At 61.6% G+C, this 20,926-nt stretch carries 22 protein-coding genes; 16 read left to right on the top strand and 6 right to left on the bottom strand.

What is annotated here, in order from left to right:
• Positions 1–6: 6 nt before the first annotated feature.
• The 15 genes from CNQ84_RS20585 to CNQ84_RS02205 all read left to right on the top strand — a co-directional run bounded on the left by CNQ84_RS20585 (position 7) and on the right by CNQ84_RS02205 (position 14,644).
• Positions 7–369 (top strand): HI1506-related protein, encoded by a 363-nt coding sequence (locus tag CNQ84_RS20585; protein ID WP_174704234.1) that lies wholly within the window; start codon positions 7–9, stop codon positions 367–369.
• On the top strand, positions 366–881 hold the full coding sequence (locus CNQ84_RS02270; protein WP_096003285.1) for a gp436 family protein: 516 nt from the start codon (positions 366–368) through the stop codon (positions 879–881). The genes CNQ84_RS20585 and CNQ84_RS02270 overlap by 4 nt, the downstream gene beginning before the upstream one ends.
• The gene (locus CNQ84_RS02265; protein WP_096003284.1) at positions 878–1,312 is read left to right on the top strand and encodes a phage tail terminator protein; all 435 of its coding nucleotides are present in this window, start codon (positions 878–880) and stop codon (positions 1,310–1,312) included. Before CNQ84_RS02270 ends, CNQ84_RS02265 begins: the two co-directional genes overlap by 4 nt.
• Complete coding sequence (locus tag CNQ84_RS02260) at positions 1,309–1,488, top strand: DUF7210 family protein (protein ID WP_096003283.1); 180 nt, start codon at positions 1,309–1,311, stop codon at positions 1,486–1,488. Before CNQ84_RS02265 ends, CNQ84_RS02260 begins: the two co-directional genes overlap by 4 nt.
• Positions 1,485–2,246: a phage tail tube protein gene (locus CNQ84_RS02255; protein ID WP_096003282.1), complete on the top strand. Its 762-nt coding sequence runs from the start codon at positions 1,485–1,487 to the stop codon at positions 2,244–2,246. Before CNQ84_RS02260 ends, CNQ84_RS02255 begins: the two co-directional genes overlap by 4 nt.
• A gap of 2 nt (positions 2,247–2,248) precedes the next feature.
• The gene (locus CNQ84_RS02250; RefSeq protein WP_096003281.1) at positions 2,249–2,767 is read left to right on the top strand and encodes a DUF6631 family protein; all 519 of its coding nucleotides are present in this window, start codon (positions 2,249–2,251) and stop codon (positions 2,765–2,767) included.
• Complete coding sequence (locus CNQ84_RS20890; protein ID WP_281254801.1) at positions 2,764–2,892, top strand: hypothetical protein; 129 nt, start codon at positions 2,764–2,766, stop codon at positions 2,890–2,892. The genes CNQ84_RS02250 and CNQ84_RS20890 overlap by 4 nt, the downstream gene beginning before the upstream one ends.
• A gap of 150 nt (positions 2,893–3,042) precedes the next feature.
• The gene (locus tag CNQ84_RS02245; protein ID WP_096003280.1) at positions 3,043–6,351 is read left to right on the top strand and encodes a phage tail length tape measure family protein; all 3,309 of its coding nucleotides are present in this window, start codon (positions 3,043–3,045) and stop codon (positions 6,349–6,351) included.
• Positions 6,352–7,191, top strand: a complete 840-nt coding sequence (locus CNQ84_RS02240; protein WP_096003279.1) for a hypothetical protein — start codon at positions 6,352–6,354, stop codon at positions 7,189–7,191.
• A complete protein-coding gene (locus CNQ84_RS02235) occupies positions 7,191–8,162 on the top strand; it encodes a hypothetical protein (RefSeq protein ID WP_096003278.1) in 972 nt (323 codons plus the stop codon). The genes CNQ84_RS02240 and CNQ84_RS02235 overlap by 1 nt, the downstream gene beginning before the upstream one ends.
• A gap of 1 nt (position 8,163) precedes the next feature.
• Positions 8,164–9,882: a hypothetical protein gene (locus tag CNQ84_RS02230; protein WP_096003277.1), complete on the top strand. Its 1,719-nt coding sequence runs from the start codon at positions 8,164–8,166 to the stop codon at positions 9,880–9,882.
• Positions 9,869–10,696 (top strand): phage BR0599 family protein, encoded by an 828-nt coding sequence (locus CNQ84_RS02225; RefSeq protein WP_096003276.1) that lies wholly within the window; start codon positions 9,869–9,871, stop codon positions 10,694–10,696. Before CNQ84_RS02230 ends, CNQ84_RS02225 begins: the two co-directional genes overlap by 14 nt.
• 238 nt (positions 10,697–10,934) lie before the next feature.
• Positions 10,935–11,150: a hypothetical protein gene (locus tag CNQ84_RS02215; protein WP_096003274.1), complete on the top strand. Its 216-nt coding sequence runs from the start codon at positions 10,935–10,937 to the stop codon at positions 11,148–11,150.
• Positions 11,137–13,722, top strand: a complete 2,586-nt coding sequence (locus CNQ84_RS02210; RefSeq protein ID WP_096003273.1) for a discoidin domain-containing protein — start codon at positions 11,137–11,139, stop codon at positions 13,720–13,722. Before CNQ84_RS02215 ends, CNQ84_RS02210 begins: the two co-directional genes overlap by 14 nt.
• Before the next feature lie 112 nt (positions 13,723–13,834).
• Positions 13,835–14,644, top strand: a complete 810-nt coding sequence (locus CNQ84_RS02205) for a DUF2971 domain-containing protein (protein WP_165771202.1) — start codon at positions 13,835–13,837, stop codon at positions 14,642–14,644.
• A gap of 107 nt (positions 14,645–14,751) precedes the next feature.
• On the opposite strand, the gene CNQ84_RS02200 is transcribed toward CNQ84_RS02205, so the two are convergent.
• The 6 genes from CNQ84_RS02200 to CNQ84_RS02180 form a co-directional block, all read right to left on the bottom strand.
• Positions 14,752–16,362, bottom strand: coding sequence for a PepSY-associated TM helix domain-containing protein (locus tag CNQ84_RS02200; protein WP_096003271.1), 1,611 nt, complete (start codon positions 16,360–16,362; stop codon positions 14,752–14,754).
• Positions 16,359–16,508: a hypothetical protein gene (locus CNQ84_RS20460; RefSeq protein WP_165771201.1), complete on the bottom strand. Its 150-nt coding sequence runs from the start codon at positions 16,506–16,508 to the stop codon at positions 16,359–16,361. The genes CNQ84_RS02200 and CNQ84_RS20460 overlap by 4 nt, the downstream gene beginning before the upstream one ends.
• 9 nt (positions 16,509–16,517) lie before the next feature.
• Positions 16,518–16,811, bottom strand: a complete 294-nt coding sequence (locus tag CNQ84_RS02195; RefSeq protein WP_096003270.1) for a hypothetical protein — start codon at positions 16,809–16,811, stop codon at positions 16,518–16,520.
• Positions 16,812–16,929: 118 nt separating this feature from the next.
• Complete coding sequence (locus CNQ84_RS02190) at positions 16,930–17,439, bottom strand: flavin reductase family protein (protein WP_096003269.1); 510 nt, start codon at positions 17,437–17,439, stop codon at positions 16,930–16,932.
• A gap of 91 nt (positions 17,440–17,530) precedes the next feature.
• Positions 17,531–18,553 carry a methionine synthase gene (locus tag CNQ84_RS02185; RefSeq protein WP_096003268.1) on the bottom strand — a complete coding sequence of 341 codons (1,023 nt, stop codon included), beginning with the start codon at positions 18,551–18,553 and terminating at the stop codon, positions 17,531–17,533.
• 27 nt (positions 18,554–18,580) lie between these two features.
• Positions 18,581–19,564, bottom strand: a complete 984-nt coding sequence (locus CNQ84_RS02180; protein WP_096003267.1) for a DUF1852 domain-containing protein — start codon at positions 19,562–19,564, stop codon at positions 18,581–18,583.
• Between the two features lie 395 nt (positions 19,565–19,959).
• On the opposite strand from CNQ84_RS02180, the gene CNQ84_RS02175 reads away from it, so the two are divergent.
• Positions 19,960–20,868 (top strand): LysR family transcriptional regulator, encoded by a 909-nt coding sequence (locus tag CNQ84_RS02175; RefSeq protein WP_096003266.1) that lies wholly within the window; start codon positions 19,960–19,962, stop codon positions 20,866–20,868.
• The last annotated feature ends 58 nt before the right edge of the window (positions 20,869–20,926 follow it).

Here is a 20,926-nt window from a genome sequence, read left to right as displayed (position 1 = left end):
GGCACCATGGCTGCCAAGAAACCCGCCGCTACCATCACCAAAGACCAGGACAAGCAGCCGGCGACAAGTACGCCGGCCGCTGACCAGGCAACCGCACAACCCACCGAGAAAGCGGCCTCGGCCGCTACCGCTGCCCCGGCAGCACAGGAGATGCCCAGCGCGGAGGCTGCCAAGGAGGGTGCTGCCGTAGAAGCGCTGTGGATTCGGTCGGTACCGGAGTCATTCCGCCGCTGCGGCTTTCGCTTTACCCGTGAGGGTTTCGGCATCGCGCTGGATGCCCTGACGGATGAGCAGATCGAGACGCTGGAGTCTGACCCCAATCTGGTGGTCGAGCGCACCAGCGTCACCGCCGAGGATGACGCCGAGTGAGCTACATCACCCACGCCCAGCTGGCCGAGCGGCCAGGTGCAAAGGAGTTGGCCGAGGCGGCTACTCCGGCGCACCTGCGCGCGACCCCGCCAGAGCTGATGGAAGCCGCCCTGACCGGCGCCGACCGCAGCAGCTGGACGGCTGACGAAAACGCCCGAGCCGATGAGGCCCTTGCCCGCATTGATGATGCGGTGAAAGACGCTGCAGCGGTGATTGACGGATTCCTGGCCAAGCGTGGGTACCTGCCACTCGATCCGGTGCCGGACATGGTGACCGTGTGGTGCCGGGCCATCACTCGGTACAACCTGCACCAGCACCGAGTCAGCAACGAGGGTACCGACCCGATCGTGCGGGACTACCGCGACGCGATGAAGCTGCTGCAGCTGACAGCAGACGGCAAGTTCAGCCTGGGCGTCTACGACCCGGTGCAGGCCAGCCCGAGCGCGATTGATGTGCGCTTTGATGCGTCGCCGAGTGTGTTCAGCCGCAAAGAGCTGAAGGCGTTCCGATGAACCCGCTTGATACCTCAATCATCGAAGCGCGCCTGAAGGCCGCTGTGCCGGCTCTGGATACGGTTGCCGGCGTGGTTGAGTACAGCCAGATCAAGGATCTGAGCAGTTTTCGGCCCGGCAGCGCGTATGTGGTGCTGGCCTCCGAGCGCAACCCGGCGGCGGGCACCCCGCAGCCGCGTCGAGCCACACCGGCCCAGGCGACCTTCGGCGTTGTGATCGTTGCGCAGAATTACCGCGATCAGTCCGGCAAGGCCGCACTGGACGATATCAGCAGCATCGTCGGCGCAGTGCGCCAGGCGCTGAATGGTTGGACGCCCGAAGGCTGGAGCCCCATCGTTTGGCTGCAGGGCGACGCACTGGACAGCGACGCCAGCCGGGTGCTCTGGATTGATGTTTTCACCACAACCCACGTTCTCAGGGGAAATACATGAGCAAGACAATCAAGGTGACCCTGCTGAAGGCTCACAAGCATGCCGGTAAGGATTACAAGGCCGGCGCCAAAATCGACGTCACGGAACCAACCCGTGACTGGTTGCTGGGCCTCGGCGTGATCGAAGCCGCTGCGCCTGCAGTTGAAGACAAACCCAAGACTGGGGGTGAGAAATGAGCCAGGAAGTCTATCAATACGGCCAGGGTAAAGTTGAGATCGCGCCAATCGTAGATGGTGTGATCGGTGCCTGGCGGTGGCTGGGCGACGTGAGTGCGATGGCTCTTGCTATTGAAGAGGCAAAGTTCTCGCACAATGAGTCCTACAGTGGTGAAAAGAGCGAGGTGCGGGAAATCGTCACTGGCGTCACGTGTAACGGTTCTATCACGCTGCAGTCCCTATCGGCCGAGAACGTTGCGCAATTCACCCGTGGCACTAACACCGAGAAGGCAGCCGGCACGGTTTCGGAAGAACCCCTTGGCACTGTGGCCGCAGGTGACGTGCTGGTGCTTGATGACTTCGGTCTTTCCAACATCGTGGTGATCGACAGCACCGGTACCCCGGCGACCATTGACCCGTCTCATTACGAGTACGACGGCTACAACGAGCTGACCTTTAACTCGCTGCCGGACCCCGCGCCGACCATGCCGCTGAAGGTTTCGTACAGCCATAGCGCGTACAAGCGTGTTGCCTTGCTGAATGGCCAGAAAGGGGAAATTGCCCTGCGCTACAAGGGCATCAACTTGGCCGAGGGCAACAAGAAGCAGTACGTCCAGTTTTACAAGGTGAGTCCTGGTCTGCTGCAGAACCTGGAGCTGATCAACAACGGTCAGCAACTTGCGCAATCTCCGGTCAGCTTCAAACCGCTGAAGGACACCAGCAAACCAGCTGATGGCGAACTTGGGCAGTTTGCTCAAGTTGTCACCGTGGGCTACTGACCATGGCGCGTAAAAAGCAGGCCGATATCGTCGCACCTGCCTCGGCACCCGCCGAGGTGGGCGCAGATGATCTGGAAGTGCTTCACCCGGATCGCTCGACGACCATCGCCGGCCGGGCCATCACCATGCGCGAGTACGGGTTTATTGAAGGGCTGAAGATCGCCCCCCTGTACAAAGGCATTGTTGATGACATCAGCCAAGCGGTGACCATCGAGCGTTCGCCGCCGCTTGAAGAGATCGTGGCGCTGCTCGCGGCGCATGCGGACCAGGTGGAGCAATTGATCGCCATTGCAGCCGATGTTGAGGTCGAGTGGGTTCGCGGCCTGGATGACCGCAACGGCATGAACCTGATGTACCTGTGGTGGATCGTAAACGCCCCTTTTTTCTTGCGGAGGGTGTTCGACCGCATCAAGGCCAACATGGTCAAGGCAGCAGTGGACGCTGGGGCGATGCCTACGCCGTCCTCATCGAGCACGGCCACCGACCAGAAGACATCGGCCGCTACACCCGCCGCCAAGTGAATCTGTATCTGGACAGGGCTCTGGCCCGCGACCGCAGCAAGCGCCGCCAGCTGGTAAGCGACGTAAACGCCGGCTTCATGGGCGGCAAGGTGGCGCAGGAGCATCTGGACAAGATCAAGGTTTAGTCAGGGTACCAGGGAGGCTGCGGGATGCAGCCGGTCGGCCCCAACGGATAGGCATCAGCGGCTTCGGCCGCTTTCTTTTTGCGCCGGCAAAAATACATCTCATCACGCGCGCGCGACCATGGGACTGAACTTCCTCAGACCCATGCGCCCATGTCGAACAAAGACCTCGAAATAGCCCTCCGAATCAAAGCCGACCTTGACCAGGGCAAGGCCGAGCTGCAGGAGTTTTCGCAGGAGCTGACCAACACCGGAAGTGCTGCTGGTACGGCAGCGACAGACCTGTCGAAGGTGGGAGAATCTGCTGATCGGGTGGCTCCCCGTGTGAAAGTCCTTGGCGATGAACTGAGTAACGCCTTGGGCGATGCTGGCTCCGTCGCAGACACCGCCGCAATTGATATAGCTAAGGTCGGTGAGTCCGCTGAAGCCACCGCTTCAGACCTAGCCAAGGTGGGTGAATCTGCCGAGCAGCAAGCGCTGCGGATTCGCATGATGGTGGACGCCAGCCTGGCGCAAGCGAATGCCCACGAGCAGGCAGCGCAAAGCGCTGTGCAAATGAGTACCGCATTGGACCGGGCTGACGCTTCGTCGGCAAAGGTCGCTGCCGCACAGACGGCAGCAATGAACGCTTACCACCAAGCAGAGCGAGGGGCGACCTCGACAGCTTCAGCCCAGGAAAAGGTCGCAACCTCGACGCGCACGGCCGCCACTGCTGCCGACGAGCAGGCGCAGGAGCTGACCGATCTGCTGGGCCGTATTGACCCGGTGGTTCGTGAACTGGACCGGCTCGATGCCATGGAGCGCCAACTGGCCCAGGCGCACCGCGCCGGGCGCATCGATACCGAGACCTGGTCTGTCTACAACACCAAGCTGGCAGAGAACCGCAACCGCCTAGCAGCGGCCTCAGACATGACCGGCCGCGCGGCCCTCACCACCCGCCAGTATCAGCAGGCGATGCGTCAGCTGCCAATGCAGCTCACCGACGTCACCACCAGCCTGGCAACCGGCATGCCCGTATGGATGGTGGCTATCCAGCAAGGCGGCCAGATCAAGGACAGCTTCGGCGGTATCGGCCCAGCGGCCCGAGCGGTCGTCTCTTCAATTAACCCGATGACACTGGCGATTGGCGCTGCTGCCGCAGCGGCTATAGGGCTTGTTGTTGCTCATGAGCAAGGCGCTGCAGAGGCGCGCCGGTACCGCGAGGCGCTGATTCTCACTGGAAACGCAGCCGGCACCAGCTCCGACCAGCTGGCTGCCATGGCAGAGCGTATTGACGGCATAGCGGGTACCCAGCGCCAGGCCGCCGCTGCACTGGCTACTGCCGCTCGATCGGGCAAGCTGGCAGGTGATCAACTGGAGCAGGTAGCCCAGACCGCCATCCAGTTGCAGATCGCGCTGGGTAAGGCGGTCGAGGAGACGGTCGAAGAATACGAGAGCCTCGCGCGCGATCCGGTGCAGGGCATCATCAAGCTGAATGAGCAGTACGGCTTCCTTACTGCCTCCGTCATGCAGCAGATCCGCTCCCTCAAAGACCAGGGCGACGAGATTGGCGCAGTGCGCCTGGCGATGGATACCTACTCCAACACCATGCAAAGCCGTGCAGGCCAGGTGGTGGAGAACCTTGGGCTGATTGAAACCGCATGGCGCGGCATCAAGTCGATCGCGGCGGAGTCCTGGGACGCGATGCTGGGCATTGGCCGCGAGGCCACACTTGAACAGCAGCTGGCCAAGGTCGAGCGTGAGATCGAGCAGCGCGCCCGCAATGCTACTCCCAACCCGATGGCATTCCGTGTTCGTACTAGCCGCGACGACGAACTGGAGGCTCAGCGCGAGCAACTGCGCCTGGATATCCAGGAGCGTGATGCGCGGGCTGAACGCGAGGGCGAAGAACGACGCCTAAACAACGAAGCCATCGAGGCCCAGGAATTCATCGCGGACCTCCGCGAGCAATCACTCACCCGCGTTGAGCAGCGTGAAAAGGCCATCGCGGAATACCGGGCCAAAGTCGAGCGCATTCGCGCCGCTGACCCGAACGACCCTTCTATTTCTCCTGACCTGGTCGCCCGCGACATTGCCGCCATTGAAAAGCGCTTTCAATCCACCGGTGGCTCGGGCACGTCCGACGCCGAGCGTCTGGCCGAGCAGAACCGCCGCTGGGTCGAGCAGCTGGAGAAGGAAGCCGCCACCTTCGGCCAAGGCAAAGCCGCGACCCGCGAGTACGAGCTGGAGCAGCGCAACCTGACCGGCGCCATGCGCGAGCGGGCCGAGGCCGCGTGGGAGGCGCTGGATGCTGCCGAGCGGCAGAAGGCATCCGATGAACAAGCCAAGCGCGACACCCAACTACTGACCCAGCTGCAGCTGGATTACCTCAAGGCCACTGGTAACGCCGTCGAAGCGACCGAGGCCGAAATTGAGCGCAAGTACGGCGCCCTGCGCGATCGGCTGTTGGAGCGTGGCGAAACTGACTCAGCCACCCTAGTAGACAAGCTGATCGGTGTGGAATCAGCGCAGGCCCAGCTGCAGGAGCTGGAGCGGCAGATCGATGAGGTACTCGCCCGACAACAGCGCGACGAGCAATCCATCAACGTGCAGCAGGACGCGGGACTGCTGTCTGAGGTCGCGGCCCGCGAGCAGCTGCTGGAATTGCACCGCGCTACCGCTGACGAGCTGGAGCGCATCCGGCCGATGCTGGACGACATGGCGAGCATGCCCGATGCAATTGGTGAGGCGGCCACGGCCGTGCTTGCCGAGATTGATAACCAGATGATCCGGCTGCAGTCCACCACCAGCCTGCTGGTTGAGACGCTGCGCGGCGGACTGGAGGACGGCCTGGCCAACGCACTGACCGGGCTGGCCACCGGCACCATGGACCTGCGCGGCGCGATTCAGTCCCTGGCTCAAACAGTTATCCAGGCCATGGCGCAGATGGCTGCCAACCAGCTGGCCAACGCAGCCATGGGCGCGTTGTTTTCGTCATTCGGTGGCGGGCTGGGTGGCGCGGGAGCGGCAGGCTCTCTGGTTAAGGCCGGCAAGATGCGGGCGGCCGGTGGCCAGGTGCTCGGCCCCGGTACCGGCACCAGCGACAGCATCGCTACCTGGCTCTCAAATGAAGAGTTTGTTACCCGCGCTGCCGTGGTGAACCAGCCCGGCATGCTGCCGCTGCTGGAGGACATCAACGCCCGAGGCTGGGCAGCGCTACATGACCACTTTGCGGTCGGCCAGGCTACCGGCGGCTTGGCCGGAGTGCCGGCGCCTGCCATGCCGTCGCCCGTCATGAACGCGGGCCAGCTTGCCGAGACAGGCCGAGCCGAGGGCACGCAGCTGCAGAACAACGTCGACGTATTCGTCGGGGTGCCGGAACAGTTCATCGTCAATGGCGCGTGGAGCCGTCAGGGCCGCGAGAAGTTCCTCAGCGTCGTGCAGGAAGACAAGGCCACCATTCGCCAGCTACTGGAGCTTTAAATGCCACACGATATCGGATACGTCGATAACACCAGCCAGCTTGCGCACTACGCGATGCTGGAGCAGATCCGCGACTTTGCTGCAGACAACGGCTGGACGGTGCTGCGCTACGACACCGCGCCGGATAACCGCGAGCTTATTCTCAAGGGTGCTGGCTACAGCGGCGAAGAGGAGATATTCGTCGGGTTTCGTACCTACCAGAATGCAGCCGCTGACTACTACAACCTGTGCGCGGCCGGCTTCACCGGCTACGTGCCGGGTAACCCGTTTGATAGCCAGCCGGGGGCGATGCTCTCTGGCATTCCCTGCCACAACCAGCGTGTTGACTACTGGCTGACCCTAAACCCGCAACGCATTGTGCTGGGCATGAAGGTGGGGACGCCGGTTTATGAGCTGGGCTATGCCGGCAAGTACTTACCCTATGCCAGGCCGAGCCAGTACCCCTATCCACTGGCGGTAGGCGGCATGCTGAACGGCACCCCGGCGACCCGGTTTTCTGATACCGGTCATTCGATGCCGTTCAGAGGTGGAGCCAACATGCGGGTGCTGTTCAACGATGGCGTGTGGCACCAGCCCGACTGCTGGCCGTATGCAAACCCGTGGTTGGCCGGCGCAACCACGCAAGAGCGCGATTCCAATGACAACTATGCGCTGAACAACATCGCCCTGAGTTCGGACACCCTGGGCGATTTGGGTGAGCTGGATGGCGTTGCCCACATCACCGGATTCGACAACGCAACCGAAAACACTCTCGTGATTGGCGGCGAGACATGGGTGGTGCTGCAGGACGCCTGGCGCACCGGGTTCAACGACTACGTCGCATTGAGGATGGATAGCTAATGGCTTACGTGAACGGCAGCGCAGCCTCATGGGGCGACCTTTTGAGTGCCTTGGTGTCCGCTTGTACCGACGAGGGCTGGGCGTGGAATGACGGCATCCTGAGCAAAGGCACGGCATTCGTGAAGCTATGGGTGCGCAGCCCGGAGACGTTTTCGGAGGGTGAAGGTATTTTGCTGCAGGGCGGCACCGGCCAAGCCGCCGCGGTATTGACTGACCCATCCCCCCAGATGCCGCGCCTCGGCTGCCCCAGCCGGTTGCTCAACCAGGTGGTTTGGCCCGTCGATTATTACGTGCATATCCACTCCGACCCGGACGAGGTGTATTTCGTCGTGCGCTACAGCGTGGACTACTACCTATGGTGCGCGTTTGGGGTGTCAACACTCGACCTGCCAGGGTCAGGGCTGTGGCTATCGGCAATCAGTCGGCGTTTGCGTGGGCCTAACAATGCAGGCATCAGAATCAGCGCTCTAGGTGGGGGCGGGACACGCGGCACAGATGATACTTCTGACTCCCAGACCTCTGCAGGCCTGTTGTGGAACGGAAACGGTAGTGGAAGCGGTGGCAGCCAGAGTGCAGACAGCCAGAATAATGCCGTTTGCACAGGCTTTGACGGCAACCTTTGGCCGTGGCCCAGCGCCAACAGCAACTCTCACAGCCTCATCAACACGATTCACGCGAACGTGCCCCTTAGCCCACTCCTGGTGCGCAGCGTTGGCTGGAATCAGCAGGCAGCGCTGCTACCGATCCAGCCAGTGCTGGTCAGAGCAGAGAGCAAGGTATCGAAGGTTGCAGACCTGGCGCATGCCCGCTACGTGCGCGTCGACAATCTGGAGGCCGGCCAGATCATCGCGATGGGCGGCGAGCAATGGCGCGTTTACCCGTTTTATCGCCGGGTGCCCGGCGTGACCTCGGTAACCAACGAGGCGCACACCGGTGCATTCGGTATGGCCATCAGATACGACGGGCCATGACATGCTGCTGACTGGATGGGTTCCTCAAGGTCTGGCGCTCTCAGACAATCCCTATATCAGCGGGGATGTGGACAGCCTGGACCCCGATGCTATCGTCGGCTGGCCGCCGGCCGAGTCGGCCATGCAGCGCCGGCCTGCCCAGCCGCTCACCCGTCAACTGCCGGTTAGCGCGCCGCAGCAGAGGGTGCTTGGTGGCCAGCTACAGCGCCGTTTCTCGGACGACTATTACCACCGCGTTCACAGCAGCCCGCAGCAGCTGGACCTAGGCAACGTAGCATCCACCCAGACCATGTCGGTTTTCATCTGGAACGCGCACCTGGTACCGCAGTCGCTGAGCGAAATCGGCGGGCTGGACGAGGGGCTGGACGTCTCCGGTCAGCCCGCACCGCCGCTGCTGTTCACCGCCCTGCAGGAGCGCGAATACCAAGTATCAGTCACCCCAGATGGGCAGCCAGTGCTCGACACGCTGCTGAGCTGGGTATTTGCCAACGGAGAGCAGCCCGGCCTGCGTATCACCGCCAACCGCATCATTGCCTGGGCGTTTGCACCTGATTGGGGTCAGGGGGTGCAGGAGCAGCTGGAGTGGCTGACCGATGTGCTGGCATCAGAAAGCCAGGCCGAGCAGCGCCGCGCGCTGCGCACGGCCCCGCGCCGTGAACTGAGCGCGCCTATGTACGTGGAAGGCCGCGAGCGCCAGCTGCTGGACCTGGCGCTGTTTGGCTGGGGCAGCAGGATCTGGGCGCTGCCCATCTGGCCGGATATCCAACGGCTGGGCGTAGATGTGCCGGCAGAGTCGCTGAGTATTCCCTGCGCTACTGAATATCTGGATTTTCGCGCGGGTGGCCTGGCGATGCTGCGCGCTGAAACGGCGTTTCATTCTGAGGTGGTGGAGATTGATTCAGTAGACGCTGGCGGGCTCACCCTGAAGCGACCAACCCTGCAGGCCTGGCCGGTGGGCACCCGGCTTTATCCTGTTCGCACAGCCCAGTTGATGCAGCAGCCTGACCTGGTGCGCTTGACTGACCAACTGATGCAGGCGGACGTGACGTTTCAAGTGATGGAGGCATGTGACTGGCCAGCGCTCGACGTCGCGGAGTTGCCGGCCTACCGGGGCTGGCCGGTGCTTGAGCTGCGGCCGGACGAGACCGAGGATCTGACGCATCAGTTTGAGCGCCTGCTGCTGACACTGGACAGCCGTACCGCTCTGCCGCTGGTAACCGACGTCGCCGGACGCGCGATGCCAATCACCGACTGGCGCTGGGTGGATCTAGGGCGCGCCGAGCGCGCCTGGCTGCGCTCGCTGCTCTACTACCTGCGCGGCCGGCAGCGGGCGGTATGGGTACCGACCCACGCCGATGACCTGACCGTTGTTGCAGCAACGACCGATACCTCGCTGACCATCGACGTTGCCAACGTAGGTTACAGCCGGTTTGGTCTGCAGCGCGTGGGACGGCGGGATATCCGCATCGAGCTGGTAGATGGCCAGGTGCTATATCGCCGCATCACCGGTGCCAGCGAGATTGATGCAGAGGTCGAGCGACTCGCCATTGACTCGGCGCTGGGCGTTACCGTGGCCCCTTCGGCGATCGCTCGCGTCTGCTGGCTGGTGTTGTCACGAGGCAGCGCTGACCGAGTGACGCTAGATCACATAACCGACAGCGAGGGTGCCGCCGCTGCACAGGTGACATTCAGAGGGGTGCGCGACGATGACCTTCAATAGCTACGAACAGTCTATTGATGCCGCCCAGCCTGTGGCCCTGTATCGATTCAGCCGAGGCGTGCTGCGCTGGCTGTACTGCAGCGCAGACCGCGATATCACAGTTGGCTCGGAGGTCTATCGCTCGCTCAGCGGCGGCGTGACCGATGCCGGTGCCAAGTTCACTGGCGATGCTACTGCTGACAAGTTCGTTGTGACTGCGCCGGCAGACATTGAGGTCGCGCAGCCGTGGCGCACAGGCTGCCCAAGCGATCAGATAGAACTGACTGTATTTGACATGCACTACGGCGACAACGACCCCCGTTTGAGGTGGGCCGGGCGCATCCAGTCTGTGAACTGGCCAGCGCTGGATCGTTGCCGCATTACTTGCGTCAGCCGTGATGCCGAGATGGGCCAGCCTGGCCTGGATGATGCGTATTCCCAGTTTTGCACGGCAACCCTGGGTGACGAGCGCTGCGGCGTGGATCTGACCGCCCACCGGGTTTCGATGACCATTCAGTCCATGGATGGGGCGGCTGTTCAGTGCGCTGCGGCTGCCGGGTACCCGGACGGCTGGTTTATGGCCGGGTGGGTTGAGTGGCCGATTGGCTCAGGGGAGTACGACCGCCGGCACATCGATCGGCATGTGGGTACCGAGTTGCGGTTGCTGGGCGGCACCGCCGGTATTCCGGCATCGGCAACACTGCGACTGCGAGTGCTGCCTGGCTGCGACTTTCTGTTCGGCACCTGCACCGATAAGTATGCAAACAGTGACCGGTTTCGCGGCATTCCTGATCTGGAGCGCCGCAGTCCATTCGATGGCAACGCCGTCTGGTAAGGAGTACTGCTATGTGGGTCCAAATCGCAATTATGGTTGCGTCCTACGTCCTATCGGTTGCGCTCGCGCCCAAACCGCCGCAGCAGAAGCCGGCGGCATTTGAGGACTTTGACTTCCCCCTGTTTGAAGAGGGTGAGCCAAAAACGGCCGTGTTCGGTCAGTGCTGGAGCAAAAGCTGGATGTGCCTGACAGTCGGTAACTACCGCACGCGGCGAGTGAAGATTGGCGGGGGCAAAAAGTGATCATCACTATCGACCACCTGCACTCGGTACCTACCTGGAACGGCCGCCAAGGCTACTGCCATAGCCAGAGCCGGGTGTTCTTCGCACGCCATGGGCTGGACTGGCTGGCCTTTCTCCGTTCAGGCATCGACAGCGAGCAATTGCGCGCAACCGGCGACGCGTTGGCTTTGCACCTGGTGGAACACGCGGAGGCACTCCATGGGCAGCAGTAGCAGCAAGCCGCGGGTTACCCGGTACTACTTCGACATTCACATGGGGCTGGGACTGCCGCTTGATGAACTGGTAGAGATCCGCGCGAGCGACAAGCAGGCGTGGCGCGGCTCAATTACCGATAACGGCCAGATCTTTATCGACGCGCCGGAGCTGTTCGGTGGCGATGAAGGTGAAGGCGGCCTGCAGGGCCGGATGGATGTGATGTTCGGCGAAGAAACCCAGGGCGTCCTGCCCAAGCTAGCCGCAATGCTGGGCGGTGTGGCGCCCGCCTTCAGAGGGTTCACCTCGGCTTTTTATAGTGGCCTGATTACGACAGGCAACCCGTACCCCAAGCCATGGGAGGTGCTGCGCCGAGGCGGCAACCGGCTGTGGGGCCAGGAGGCGCCCTGGTACCCGGAAAAGCAGTTCATCTGGCTGGCCGATGGCGAGATCAAGGCCATGAACCCGGTGCATATCCTGTATCAGATCCGCACTAGCCGGCTGTTCCGAGGTTGGAGCCGGTCAATCATGGACGATGCGGCCTGGCGAGCGGCTGCCGATACCTGCTATGCCGAGGGGCTTGGGCTGTGCATCGAGTGGCACCGGGGCGATACCTTCAAGGCGTTCACGGATGTTATTGAGGCGCACGTTGGCGCCGAGGTGTTTAACCACCGCACAACCGGGCTGTGCAGCATCCGCCTGTTACGGGATGACTACGACCCTGCCGAGCTGCCACTGTTTGATGAGGACAGCGGGCTGCTCGAAGAGCTGGAGAATGAAGCTCCATCGGTCGACGACATGCCGTCGGCGATGGTGGTCAATTACATTGATGCGATAGATGGTGAAAAGAAGACCGTACGCGGCGTCAACGCCGCCATATCGGCGCGTGGCAAGCGCGCCCCTAAAACGGTCGACTACCTGGGCGCGCCTACAGCCGAGATTGCTGGCCGGTTGTTGGAGCGCGACATGCGCATTGAAACCGGGGGGCTGCGCCGCTTCAAGGTCGTACTCGACCGTCGCGGCCGCGATCTGAACCTGGGCGACCCGATCCGCATCCGCTCACTACGCCGTGGCATCGAGCAGGTGGTTGTGCGTGTGGGCAAGATTGAGGACGGGCTGCTCACCAATGGCCGTATTACCGTCACCGTGGTGCAGGATCTGTTCGGCCTGCCCAGCACTTCCTTTGTTGGCGTGCCGCCGGCAGGTTGGCAGCCGCCCGATCGCACGCCGCAACCCGTTGTCATCAGTCAACTGATGGAGGCCACCTGGCGCGACCTGGTTCAGCGTGTGGACCCGGCCAACCTGCAGTTGATCGATGTGTCCGCCGCCTACCTCGGCAGCCTGGCCAGCGCGCCGTCGATGATGTCTCTCAACTACAGCTTGACCACCCGCGTTGGTGCCAGCGGGGAGTTCATCAACCAGGGCATCGCAGATTGGTGCCCCTCCGGCGTGCTCGCAGCGGCGATCAACAAGCTGGCTACTGAGATCACCCTCAACAGCGCCACCCGCCTGGACGACGTCGTAACCGGTACTGCTGCGCTGCTGGGCGAGGAGATTGTGCGCATCGACGCCATCGACCCGGAGACGGGTGCAGTCACCATCGCGCGCGGCTGCGTTGACACGGTACCCGCTGACCATGCTGCCGGCACCCGGATCTGGTTCTATGAGGACTGGACCGGCCTCGACGAAACCGCCTATTCCCTGGGCACGACGATGCAGGCGCAGCTGCTGACCAACACATCAAGCGGCCGCCTGGCCCCAGAGCTGGCCGGCACGCTCACACAGACCCTGCAGGCGCGCCAGGGACGACCTTATCCGCCGGGCCAGTTCCTGATCAACGGCGAGGCATACCCAGTCGAGAGCGGCAGCGAGCTGGTGCTGAGCTGGGCGCACAGAGACCGGCTGATGCAGGCAGATCAACTGATCGATACCGCGTTTGGCACTGTTGGGCCGGAGCCTGGAACAACCTACAGCGCGCGAATGCTGCTGGCGGACACGGCAACGGTGCTGGACTCTGCATCCGGCGTTGCCGGCACAGAGCTGACGCTATCGACCGAGTACCAGGGCGTCGAGGTCGATGTTGAGCTGTGGGCGGTACGAGACGGCCTTGAAAGCCCCCAGCGCCACACCCACCGCGTCGCTCTTGCCCCGCCTGCAGGCGTCGGCGCGCATCAGTTCTGGCGCTTGTATGTGACAGAGAACAACGGGGCGGCAGATTATTACGTGGCCATAGCCGAGCTAAAGCTGTTGGACGCATCTGACACGAACATGGCCGTAGGTGGCACTGCGGCGGCAAGTTCAACGGCCGGCGCACCTTACCTGCCCGCCGCAGCATTCGACGGCGAAACGTCGACACGGTTTGTATCGCAGAACGGCACCCCGCTGCCTATTTGGCTCAGTTATGAAATGCCTGCCGCTGTTGAGTTGGCTAGCTACTCGGTTCAGGTGTTGGGCGGCGGTGCATGGACCACTAGAACGCCCAAGGCGTGGGTACTGCAGTACTCGGACGATGGTGTGGTCTGGTCTGATGCCCACGTGGTTACAGATCAGACTGGCTGGGCGTCTGGTGAGGAGAGGACATACACGCTGTGAGCACGCAATGAAGACGGGCGACCGTTCAGGCGTAGTCGTCTTCAGTAGGTATGTTAGCGCGAAGCCTACTGGGCTAATCTGGCGCTCGTATGGCACCGGAATGGAGAAATGGATGGAAGACGACAATGCGGATGTCCTGTATCGCTATAAATACAGGGAAATGACTGACGACAATCTCAAGATCATCACCGAGGGCACGCTTAGCTTTTCGCGGCCCTCGGATTTTAATGATCCGTTTGACTGTTCTCCTGCTTATGACAGGGAAAGCATGACCGATATTTTTAGTCGGCGGCCGGACTTGGTAAAGAGAGTTGGTGACTCCAAAGGTTTGAGCCCAGCAAAGCGCATCCAACAGAAAGGAAAGTGGGTTGCCAACATATTGCGGGCCGTCGATTCAGGCGCATGGACAGAACAGCTTGGGGCCCAAGCGGGTATCTTTTGCCTCAGCCGCAATCCTTCAAGCCAGCTAATGTGGGCCCACTACGCAAAGAACCATACAGGCTTTTTGGTGGAGTTCAGTATCAGTATGGATGCACCGTATCTGGATCTAACCGAGTTTATGCCTCTTCCGGTCAGGTATGCGGACGAGAGACCCAGGCTGGAGTGGGGTGCGGTGAAGCCCGACTTTGAAGATGTGTTCCTGACCAAGAGTCGCGACTGGGAGTATGAAGAGGAGGAGCGCACTCTGGATGTAAGGCGCGGTCCTGGTATTCACCCTTATTCTCGACAGCTGTTCCTGAACTCTGTGACCGCCGGCGCGAGAATGAGCGATGAGATGTTCGAGAAACTCAAACTGGCGGTCACCAAAGCGGAACAGGATACCGACAAGGAAATCCCACTCTATCGGGCCCAGCTGTCAGGTAGCACCTATGAAGTATATATACCTGGGCATCCTGACCCTAAGCTCAACCCGCCAAGTTGAAATTTCTTTGCGCAGAGCGCAAGAGAGCAATCCGTCAAAATATCGCGCTTCACTAACTCAAACATCGCGCGGCGCTACACCTGATGTCTGGCGCGGATGCGTCGTGGTTACGGGTGCTGGCGGCGGGGGCTGGAGGAACGCGTGCTCGGGGCGGCGCTGCGCCTCAGGCGCAGCACTAGCAGCATGGCGCAGAGCATAAGGGCGGCGTTGATCAGCAGCGCTATGGGGTCCTTCGGCCAGCCGTGCACTGCCAGGTGCGTGGCTACCAGCACAGGCAGACTGCTACTAAGCGCAACGCGCCACAGTCGATTGCTGGTGTCCGCTCTGACGGGGACGGCCGCGATCAGCAAGCTGCTCGCGGTCAACAGCAGCCAGGCGGGCAAGGTTGGCGCCTCAGGCCGCAGCAGCGTCAGTATCGCGAGCAGGGCGTAGATCAGCGGCTGCCCCCACAGCACCGCATCCCACTGGCGCTGCCAGCCGGGTGCCGCGCGCCCACTGTCGCTGCGGCGCAGCAGCCAGATTCGCACACCGCTGGTGGTGATCAGACAGAGCGCGGCGCCCAGCAGCAGATAGCTGAGCTTGACCAGGGGCGCGAGCCAGGGTTGGCCAAAACGACCAAAGTGCAGCGGTGCCAGGGCAGCGATGGCTTGCGCACCAAAGGGGCCGTCGAAGGCATTGCGACTGCTCAGATGCTCGCCTGCGCCGTTGTAGATGTGGCGGTCAGTCAGTGCCAGCTCTGCGGGGTGCGCGATGTCGATTTGTACGCTTTGCCCGGCCGTACCAAATTCGCGTATCGCCAGGCGCGCTACCTGGGCGTCCGGGTAGCGCTGCTGGATGTCCTGCAAAATGGGCTGCAGCGCAGGCAACGGCGCAGCTGCCTCGTTGTGGGCGACCTGCGGCCCGACGAAAACCGCTCGTGCGCGCTGGGTATCGCCGTCGAAGGCGGCGTAGGACAGCGCGCCCAGAACCAGCGTGGTGAGGCCGAGAATTGCGCCGGTAAGGGTCACCGTCAGATGGAAGGGCAACGCCCAGACACTCAGCCGGTTGTGCAGGTCAGCCTGCTCCAGGCGCGGATTACCTCCACGGCGAAAGCGGAAGGCATCGCGGAAGATGCGCGGATGCGCCAGCACGCCTGAGAGGATCACCATGAGCATTAACACGCCGATCAGCCCAACCAGCGTCAGGCCCGGCGTGGCTGGCAGGTGCAGATAGAAGTGCAGATGCTCGAGAAAATGGCTGAAACCCGTGTGGCGCGGACCGAGCACTTCGCCCGTTGGGCTGACCTGCAGCAGCTGCTCGCTGCCGGCCTGGTAGTCGACCCAGCGCAGCGATAGATTCGGACTGCCGTCTGCCGGTGTGGTGACCACCACGTAGTCGTGAGTGCCGGCCTCTTGCGCCTGGGTGATGCCTGCCTGCAAGGCGCGGATCATGGCGTCGGCAGAGGCCTGCTCAAGCCGTGGCGCCTGCGGATTTTCCCAGCGCTCAATTTCCTGGCCGATGACCAGCAGGGTGCCAGACAGACACAGCAGGTAAATCAGCGCGGCCAGCAGCAAGCCGACCAGCGAGTGGGCCGCCAGCATGCTGCTGACCAGGCGCGGGGAGAGCAGGTTCTTCATGGGCTGGTGCCGCTCCTGAGCAGCAACAGCGTCGCCGACAGCCCGCAGCACAGCAGCAGCCCCGTGGCGGGCCAGCGCAGACGTTGCGTGCTGACGGCTCATAACACCGCCGTCGCCCAGAGGAGGGGAACGCTGAGCCCGGCAATCACAATGCTGTTGATGGCTGGCGGCGGCAACAGCCGGGCTAGCAGCATGCAAACGGACAGGGCAGCCAGCGCGGCCAGCGGGCCGGCGAGCAGCAACCGCATGGATTTGTGTCACCGGCCGCGGGTGGCGGGTGGGTCGGCTACGGCCGTGCGTTGGCGTGGCAGCCGTCGGGGTGAGCGTTGCAGGTTGGCCACGACCAGTAGCAATCCCAGCAGCATGCAGGCCAGCTGCGCTGCGGGAATCCCCACTTCGGCTCCGAAGGTCCTGGCAAAGGTCACGTGGCCAAGCATGATCAAGCCCCAGGCGATAGCCAGCGACAGGGCGCGGGCGCGCAGCGCCTTGCCCCAGGTCAGACGCAGGGTCAGTACGCCGGCGACCAGCAACGCCGTAGCCAGCAGGCCCATTACGCGATGGGCCTTGAGTGGGTAGTGGACGGGGGCAGCTGCATGTAGCGCTCCGCTAAGGGTCGGTGCGCGGAATTATCTCCGGCCCAGGACGGCGCTGCAAACTGCCCGCGTGGGTTCAGGCGACGCTGTGCTCGGCCAGGCCGCGGTATTGGCCTTTAAAGTACAGCAGTGGCGCGCTGGCTGGCGCTTGCTGCAGGTTCAGTGCTTTGACCTCGCCAATGACGATCAGATGATCTCCTGCGGGGTGTTCTGCATGAATCTCGCAATCCAGCCAGTGCAGGCTGCCTTTGATGAGCGGGCTGCCTAGCGGCGAGTGCTCCCAGTCGACCGCACGCCACTTGTCCGCGCCCTGCCGGGCGAAGGTATTGGAGATGTCGGCCTGCTCGCCCGCCAGGATGTTGACAGCGAAGCGGCCTGCACGGCGAATCTTGGGGTAGCTGTAAGCGTCGGCCTTGACGCTGAAGGAGACCAGCGGCGGGTTCATCGATACGCTGTAGAAGGATTGGCAGGTAAAGCCGATGGGTTCGTCTCCGTCCTGCGCGGTAATGATGGTGATGCCGGAGGCGTAGTGTCCGAGCGCTTCGCGAAAGCGCAGTGGCTCGATAGCCGTGGTGAAACCTGACATGGTCAATCCTGAATTCGGGTGTGGTGTGCGCAATGCCCGGCGGCCGTGCTGGCAGGAAGGGCCGGCCGGGCAGGCCCTTCCCGAGCCACGATTAGAGCTCGCCGCGAACGATGGCTGCACCGGCACTGAGGGCCTGCAGCTTGCCCCGGGCTACCTCGCGGGACAGCGGCGCCATGCCGCAATTGGTACAGGGGTAGAGCTTGTCGGCATCGACAAACTCCAGCGCCTTGCGCAGCGTGCTGGCGACCTCTTCGGGCGTTTCGATGGTGTTGCTGGCGACGTCGATGGCGCCGACCATGACCTTCTTGCCGCGTACCAGTTCGATCAATTCCATTGGCACATGCGAGTTGTGGCACTCCAGCGAAATCATGTCGATGGTGGATTTCTGCAGCTTGGGAAACGCTTCTTCGTACTGACGCCACTCCGAACCCAGGGTCTTTTTCCAGTCGGTGTTGGCCTGGATGCCATAGCCGTAGCAGATGTGCACCGCGGTTTCACACTTAAGACCTTCGATGGCGCGCTCCAGCGTCGCCACACCCCAGTCGTTGACCTCGTCAAAGAACACGTTAAAGGCGGGCTCATCAAACTGGATGATGTCGACGCCGGCGGCTTCCAGCTCGCGGGCTTCTTGGTTGAGGATCTTGGCAAATTCCCAGGCAAGCTTTTCGCGGCTTCTGTAGTGGCCGTCGTACAGGGTGTCGATCATGGTCATGGGGCCGGGCAGGGCCCACTTGATCGGCTGGCTGGTTTGCTGGCGCAGGAAACGCGCATCGTCAACAAACACGGATTTGGGACGGCTGACTGCGCCCACGACCGAGGGGACGCTGGCGTCGTAGCGGTCACGGATTCTGACGGTCTCGCGTTGTTCGAAATCAACGCCGTCCAGGTGCTCGATAAAGGTGGTGACAAAGTGCTGCCGGGTCTGTTCACCGTCACTGACGATATCAATGCCGGCGTGCAGCTGCTCCTGCAGAGATACGCGCAATGCATCCTGCTTGCCGTCAACCAGCTCCTGACCCTGCAGCTTCCAGGGCGACCACAGTTTTTCCGGTTCGGCCAGCCAGGAGGGTTTGGGCAGGCTGCCTGCGGTCGAAGTGGGTAGCAATTTTTTCATAATCAATGCGGCCGTCTGTCCGGTAGTTTAAAGGGTGTAGCTGGCAGACCACTGCTCGAGCACGGTCTGATAAGGCTTGATGAAGTGCTCTTCGGTGAACTTGCCCTGCTCGATGGCGAGCTGGCTGCGCTCCTTGCGGTCATACACGATCTGGGTCAGCGAATGGTCGCGGTTCTTCAGGTCCGGTTGGTAGCAGGCGCCGGCGGCCGCGTTGGCGTTGTAGATTTCCGGACGGTAGATGCGCTGGAACGACTCCATGGTGCTGATGGTGCTGATCAGCTCCAGGTTGGTGTAGTCGTTCAGCAGGTCGCCAAAGAAGTAGAACGCCAGCGGCGCTGCGCTGTTCGGCGGCATGAAGTAACGTACCTGCAGGCCCATTTTCTTGAAGTACTGCTCGGTCAGTGACGACTCGTTGGGCGTGTACTCAAAGCCGAGGATCGGATGCTGATTCTCGGTGCGCCGATACACCTTGTTGTCGGACACACTCAGGCAGATGACCGGCAGCTTGCTGAAATGCTGCTTGTAGGTCTCCGAGTTGATGAAGTACTGGAACAGCTTGCCGTGCAGGTCGCCAAAGTTCTTGGGGATACTGAACGAGGGTTTGCCTTTGTTGTGATCGAGCAGCAGTACGCTGAAATCATAGTCGCGCACGTAGGACGAGAAGTTGTTGCCGACAATGCCTTCGATGCGGTTGCCGGTCTTCTTGTCGAGGATGTTTGTCTTGAGAATCTCGATGGCCGGGAAGGTATCGCCCTTGCCGGCAGCGTCCACGTGCAGCTCGACCGAGATGATGTCCAGTTCCACCGCGTAACGGTCGGCGTTGGGGTTATCCCATTTGGCCAGGTCGTTAAACCGGTTGTTGATCATGGCCAGGGCATTGCGCAGGTTGTTCTCACGGTCAGCGCCCCGGGCCAGGTTGGCAAAGTTGGTGGTGATGCGGGTGCTCTCAGACGGCTGGTAGTGTTCGTCGAAACGCAGGGTCTTGATAGAAAAGCTGAAGTCAGTGCTCATGATCGTCTGCAGTCCTGATATCCGAAGTAAACCTGAACGTCATCGGTAGCTGTTCAGGGGGCGCAATGCGTGCTCCGGCGCCGCTGGTCGCTGCGCGCCTGGTTGATGGCAGGCATTCTATGGGTTGCGCTGAATGAGTAAAAATGAACTTATTTCAATCCGGCATTAGTCATTTTCATGTGCTGCCAAACGGGTGCTGATGGGACTCGGCAGTGATTCAGGAGGGCTGCATACGGGGGGGTACCGCTGTCGGGCCATCGCCAGCCGATCCAGACGGCGCGCATCGGGCAGGCACCGGAGCGGAATCGATGAAATACTGTGCAACCGTGCGATACTCTTGTTGCAGCCTCATTTCCTCGTATTGATTAACCTCTGTACAGCTGAGCAGCCACGCTATGCCCACCCCGCATTTGCCTTCACTGAATTTGATTCGTGTTTTTGAAGTGGCTGCGCGCCGATTAAGTTTCAAGGACGCGGCGGACGAGCTGTTTGTGTCCCCGCCAGCCGTCAGTCATCAGATCAAGGCGCTGGAAGAAAGCCTCGGCGTCGCGCTGTTCAAGCGCGAGAACCGGAAAATATCTCTGACCTCCGAAGGCAAGCGCTATTACCTGCATGTAAAGCGCGGCTTGGACCTGATTGACAGCGCTACGTTGGCCGTGCGCAAGGAACGGAAAAAGCGGCATTTTGTGATCAATACGCTGCCCAATATCGCCAGTTTGTTGCTGTTTCCTAATATTCACGAGTTTCAGGCCAGGTTTCCGGACCTGAACATTCAGATTGATTCAGATATAGCCAGAATCGATCTGGAGCGCTCGGAGGCGACGGTGGCCATCCGTCATGAATGTGGAAATGAGCCGGAGCTGACCTACCACCCCTTGGTGGAGATCTCACTCACGCCGATCTGCACGCGCAGCTACCTCGCCGAGCATCCGGGGTTGAGTGCGGGCGATTTTAGCGGCTGCCGGATCATCAAGATTGCCAGCGATACCTACCAGTGGCCCCGCTGGCAAACGCAGTGGGGGTTGCTGCCAGAGATTGCGAATGAGTTGGTGGTCAGTACGGTGCAAGCCAGTATCGAGGCGGTGAAGAGCAATGTAGGCGTTGTCATGGGCTACCTGCCAACGTCCTATCAATTTATGCGTAGTGACGATGATTTGGTGTTGCCACTGGCAGAAAAAGTGACCCAGCACGGTGAGTGCTTTTTGGCCTATAGCAACAGCAAAAAGGATGATGACGTCATCCGGGCGTTTCATGATTGGGTGGTCGGCGTGATCGCCAAAGAATGGTCGGATAAGAATATCTAATCCGAAGGCGCTGAATTATTCATTTGTCACCCCCGTGTTCACTGGGGAAGATAGGCGG

Source organism: Pseudomonas abyssi, assembly GCF_002307495.1.
Lineage (GTDB): Bacteria > Pseudomonadota > Gammaproteobacteria > Pseudomonadales > Pseudomonadaceae > Halopseudomonas > Halopseudomonas abyssi.
This window is presented reverse-complemented; position numbering and strand designations above follow the sequence as displayed.

What these genes read in the sequence shown, in the direction of transcription:
- CNQ84_RS02245 (WP_096003280.1), top strand. Translation starts at nt 3,043, where the DNA reads ATGTCGAACAAAGACCTCGAAATAGCCCTCCGAATCAAAGCCGACCTT.
- CNQ84_RS02235 (WP_096003278.1), top strand. Translation starts at nt 7,191, where the DNA reads ATGGCTTACGTGAACGGCAGCGCAGCCTCATGGGGCGACCTTTTGAGT.
- CNQ84_RS02255 (WP_096003282.1), top strand. Translation starts at nt 1,485, where the DNA reads ATGAGCCAGGAAGTCTATCAATACGGCCAGGGTAAAGTTGAGATCGCG.
- CNQ84_RS02190 (WP_096003269.1), bottom strand. Translation starts at nt 17,439, where the DNA reads ATGTCAGGTTTCACCACGGCTATCGAGCCACTGCGCTTTCGCGAAGCG.
- CNQ84_RS02250 (WP_096003281.1), top strand. Translation starts at nt 2,249, where the DNA reads ATGGCGCGTAAAAAGCAGGCCGATATCGTCGCACCTGCCTCGGCACCC.
- CNQ84_RS02185 (WP_096003268.1), bottom strand. Translation starts at nt 18,553, where the DNA reads ATGAAAAAATTGCTACCCACTTCGACCGCAGGCAGCCTGCCCAAACCC.
- CNQ84_RS02210 (WP_096003273.1), top strand. Translation starts at nt 11,137, where the DNA reads ATGGGCAGCAGTAGCAGCAAGCCGCGGGTTACCCGGTACTACTTCGAC.
- CNQ84_RS02240 (WP_096003279.1), top strand. Translation starts at nt 6,352, where the DNA reads ATGCCACACGATATCGGATACGTCGATAACACCAGCCAGCTTGCGCAC.
- CNQ84_RS02200 (WP_096003271.1), bottom strand. Translation starts at nt 16,362, where the DNA reads ATGAGCCGTCAGCACGCAACGTCTGCGCTGGCCCGCCACGGGGCTGCT.
- CNQ84_RS20460 (WP_165771201.1), bottom strand. Translation starts at nt 16,508, where the DNA reads ATGCGGTTGCTGCTCGCCGGCCCGCTGGCCGCGCTGGCTGCCCTGTCC.
- CNQ84_RS20585 (WP_174704234.1), top strand. Translation starts at nt 7, where the DNA reads ATGGCTGCCAAGAAACCCGCCGCTACCATCACCAAAGACCAGGACAAG.
- CNQ84_RS02205 (WP_165771202.1), top strand. Translation starts at nt 13,835, where the DNA reads ATGGAAGACGACAATGCGGATGTCCTGTATCGCTATAAATACAGGGAA.
- CNQ84_RS02195 (WP_096003270.1), bottom strand. Translation starts at nt 16,811, where the DNA reads ATGGGCCTGCTGGCTACGGCGTTGCTGGTCGCCGGCGTACTGACCCTG.
- CNQ84_RS02265 (WP_096003284.1), top strand. Translation starts at nt 878, where the DNA reads ATGAACCCGCTTGATACCTCAATCATCGAAGCGCGCCTGAAGGCCGCT.
- CNQ84_RS02225 (WP_096003276.1), top strand. Translation starts at nt 9,869, where the DNA reads ATGACCTTCAATAGCTACGAACAGTCTATTGATGCCGCCCAGCCTGTG.
- CNQ84_RS02175 (WP_096003266.1), top strand. Translation starts at nt 19,960, where the DNA reads ATGCCCACCCCGCATTTGCCTTCACTGAATTTGATTCGTGTTTTTGAA.
- CNQ84_RS02260 (WP_096003283.1), top strand. Translation starts at nt 1,309, where the DNA reads ATGAGCAAGACAATCAAGGTGACCCTGCTGAAGGCTCACAAGCATGCC.
- CNQ84_RS02230 (WP_096003277.1), top strand. Translation starts at nt 8,164, where the DNA reads ATGCTGCTGACTGGATGGGTTCCTCAAGGTCTGGCGCTCTCAGACAAT.
- CNQ84_RS02180 (WP_096003267.1), bottom strand. Translation starts at nt 19,564, where the DNA reads ATGAGCACTGACTTCAGCTTTTCTATCAAGACCCTGCGTTTCGACGAA.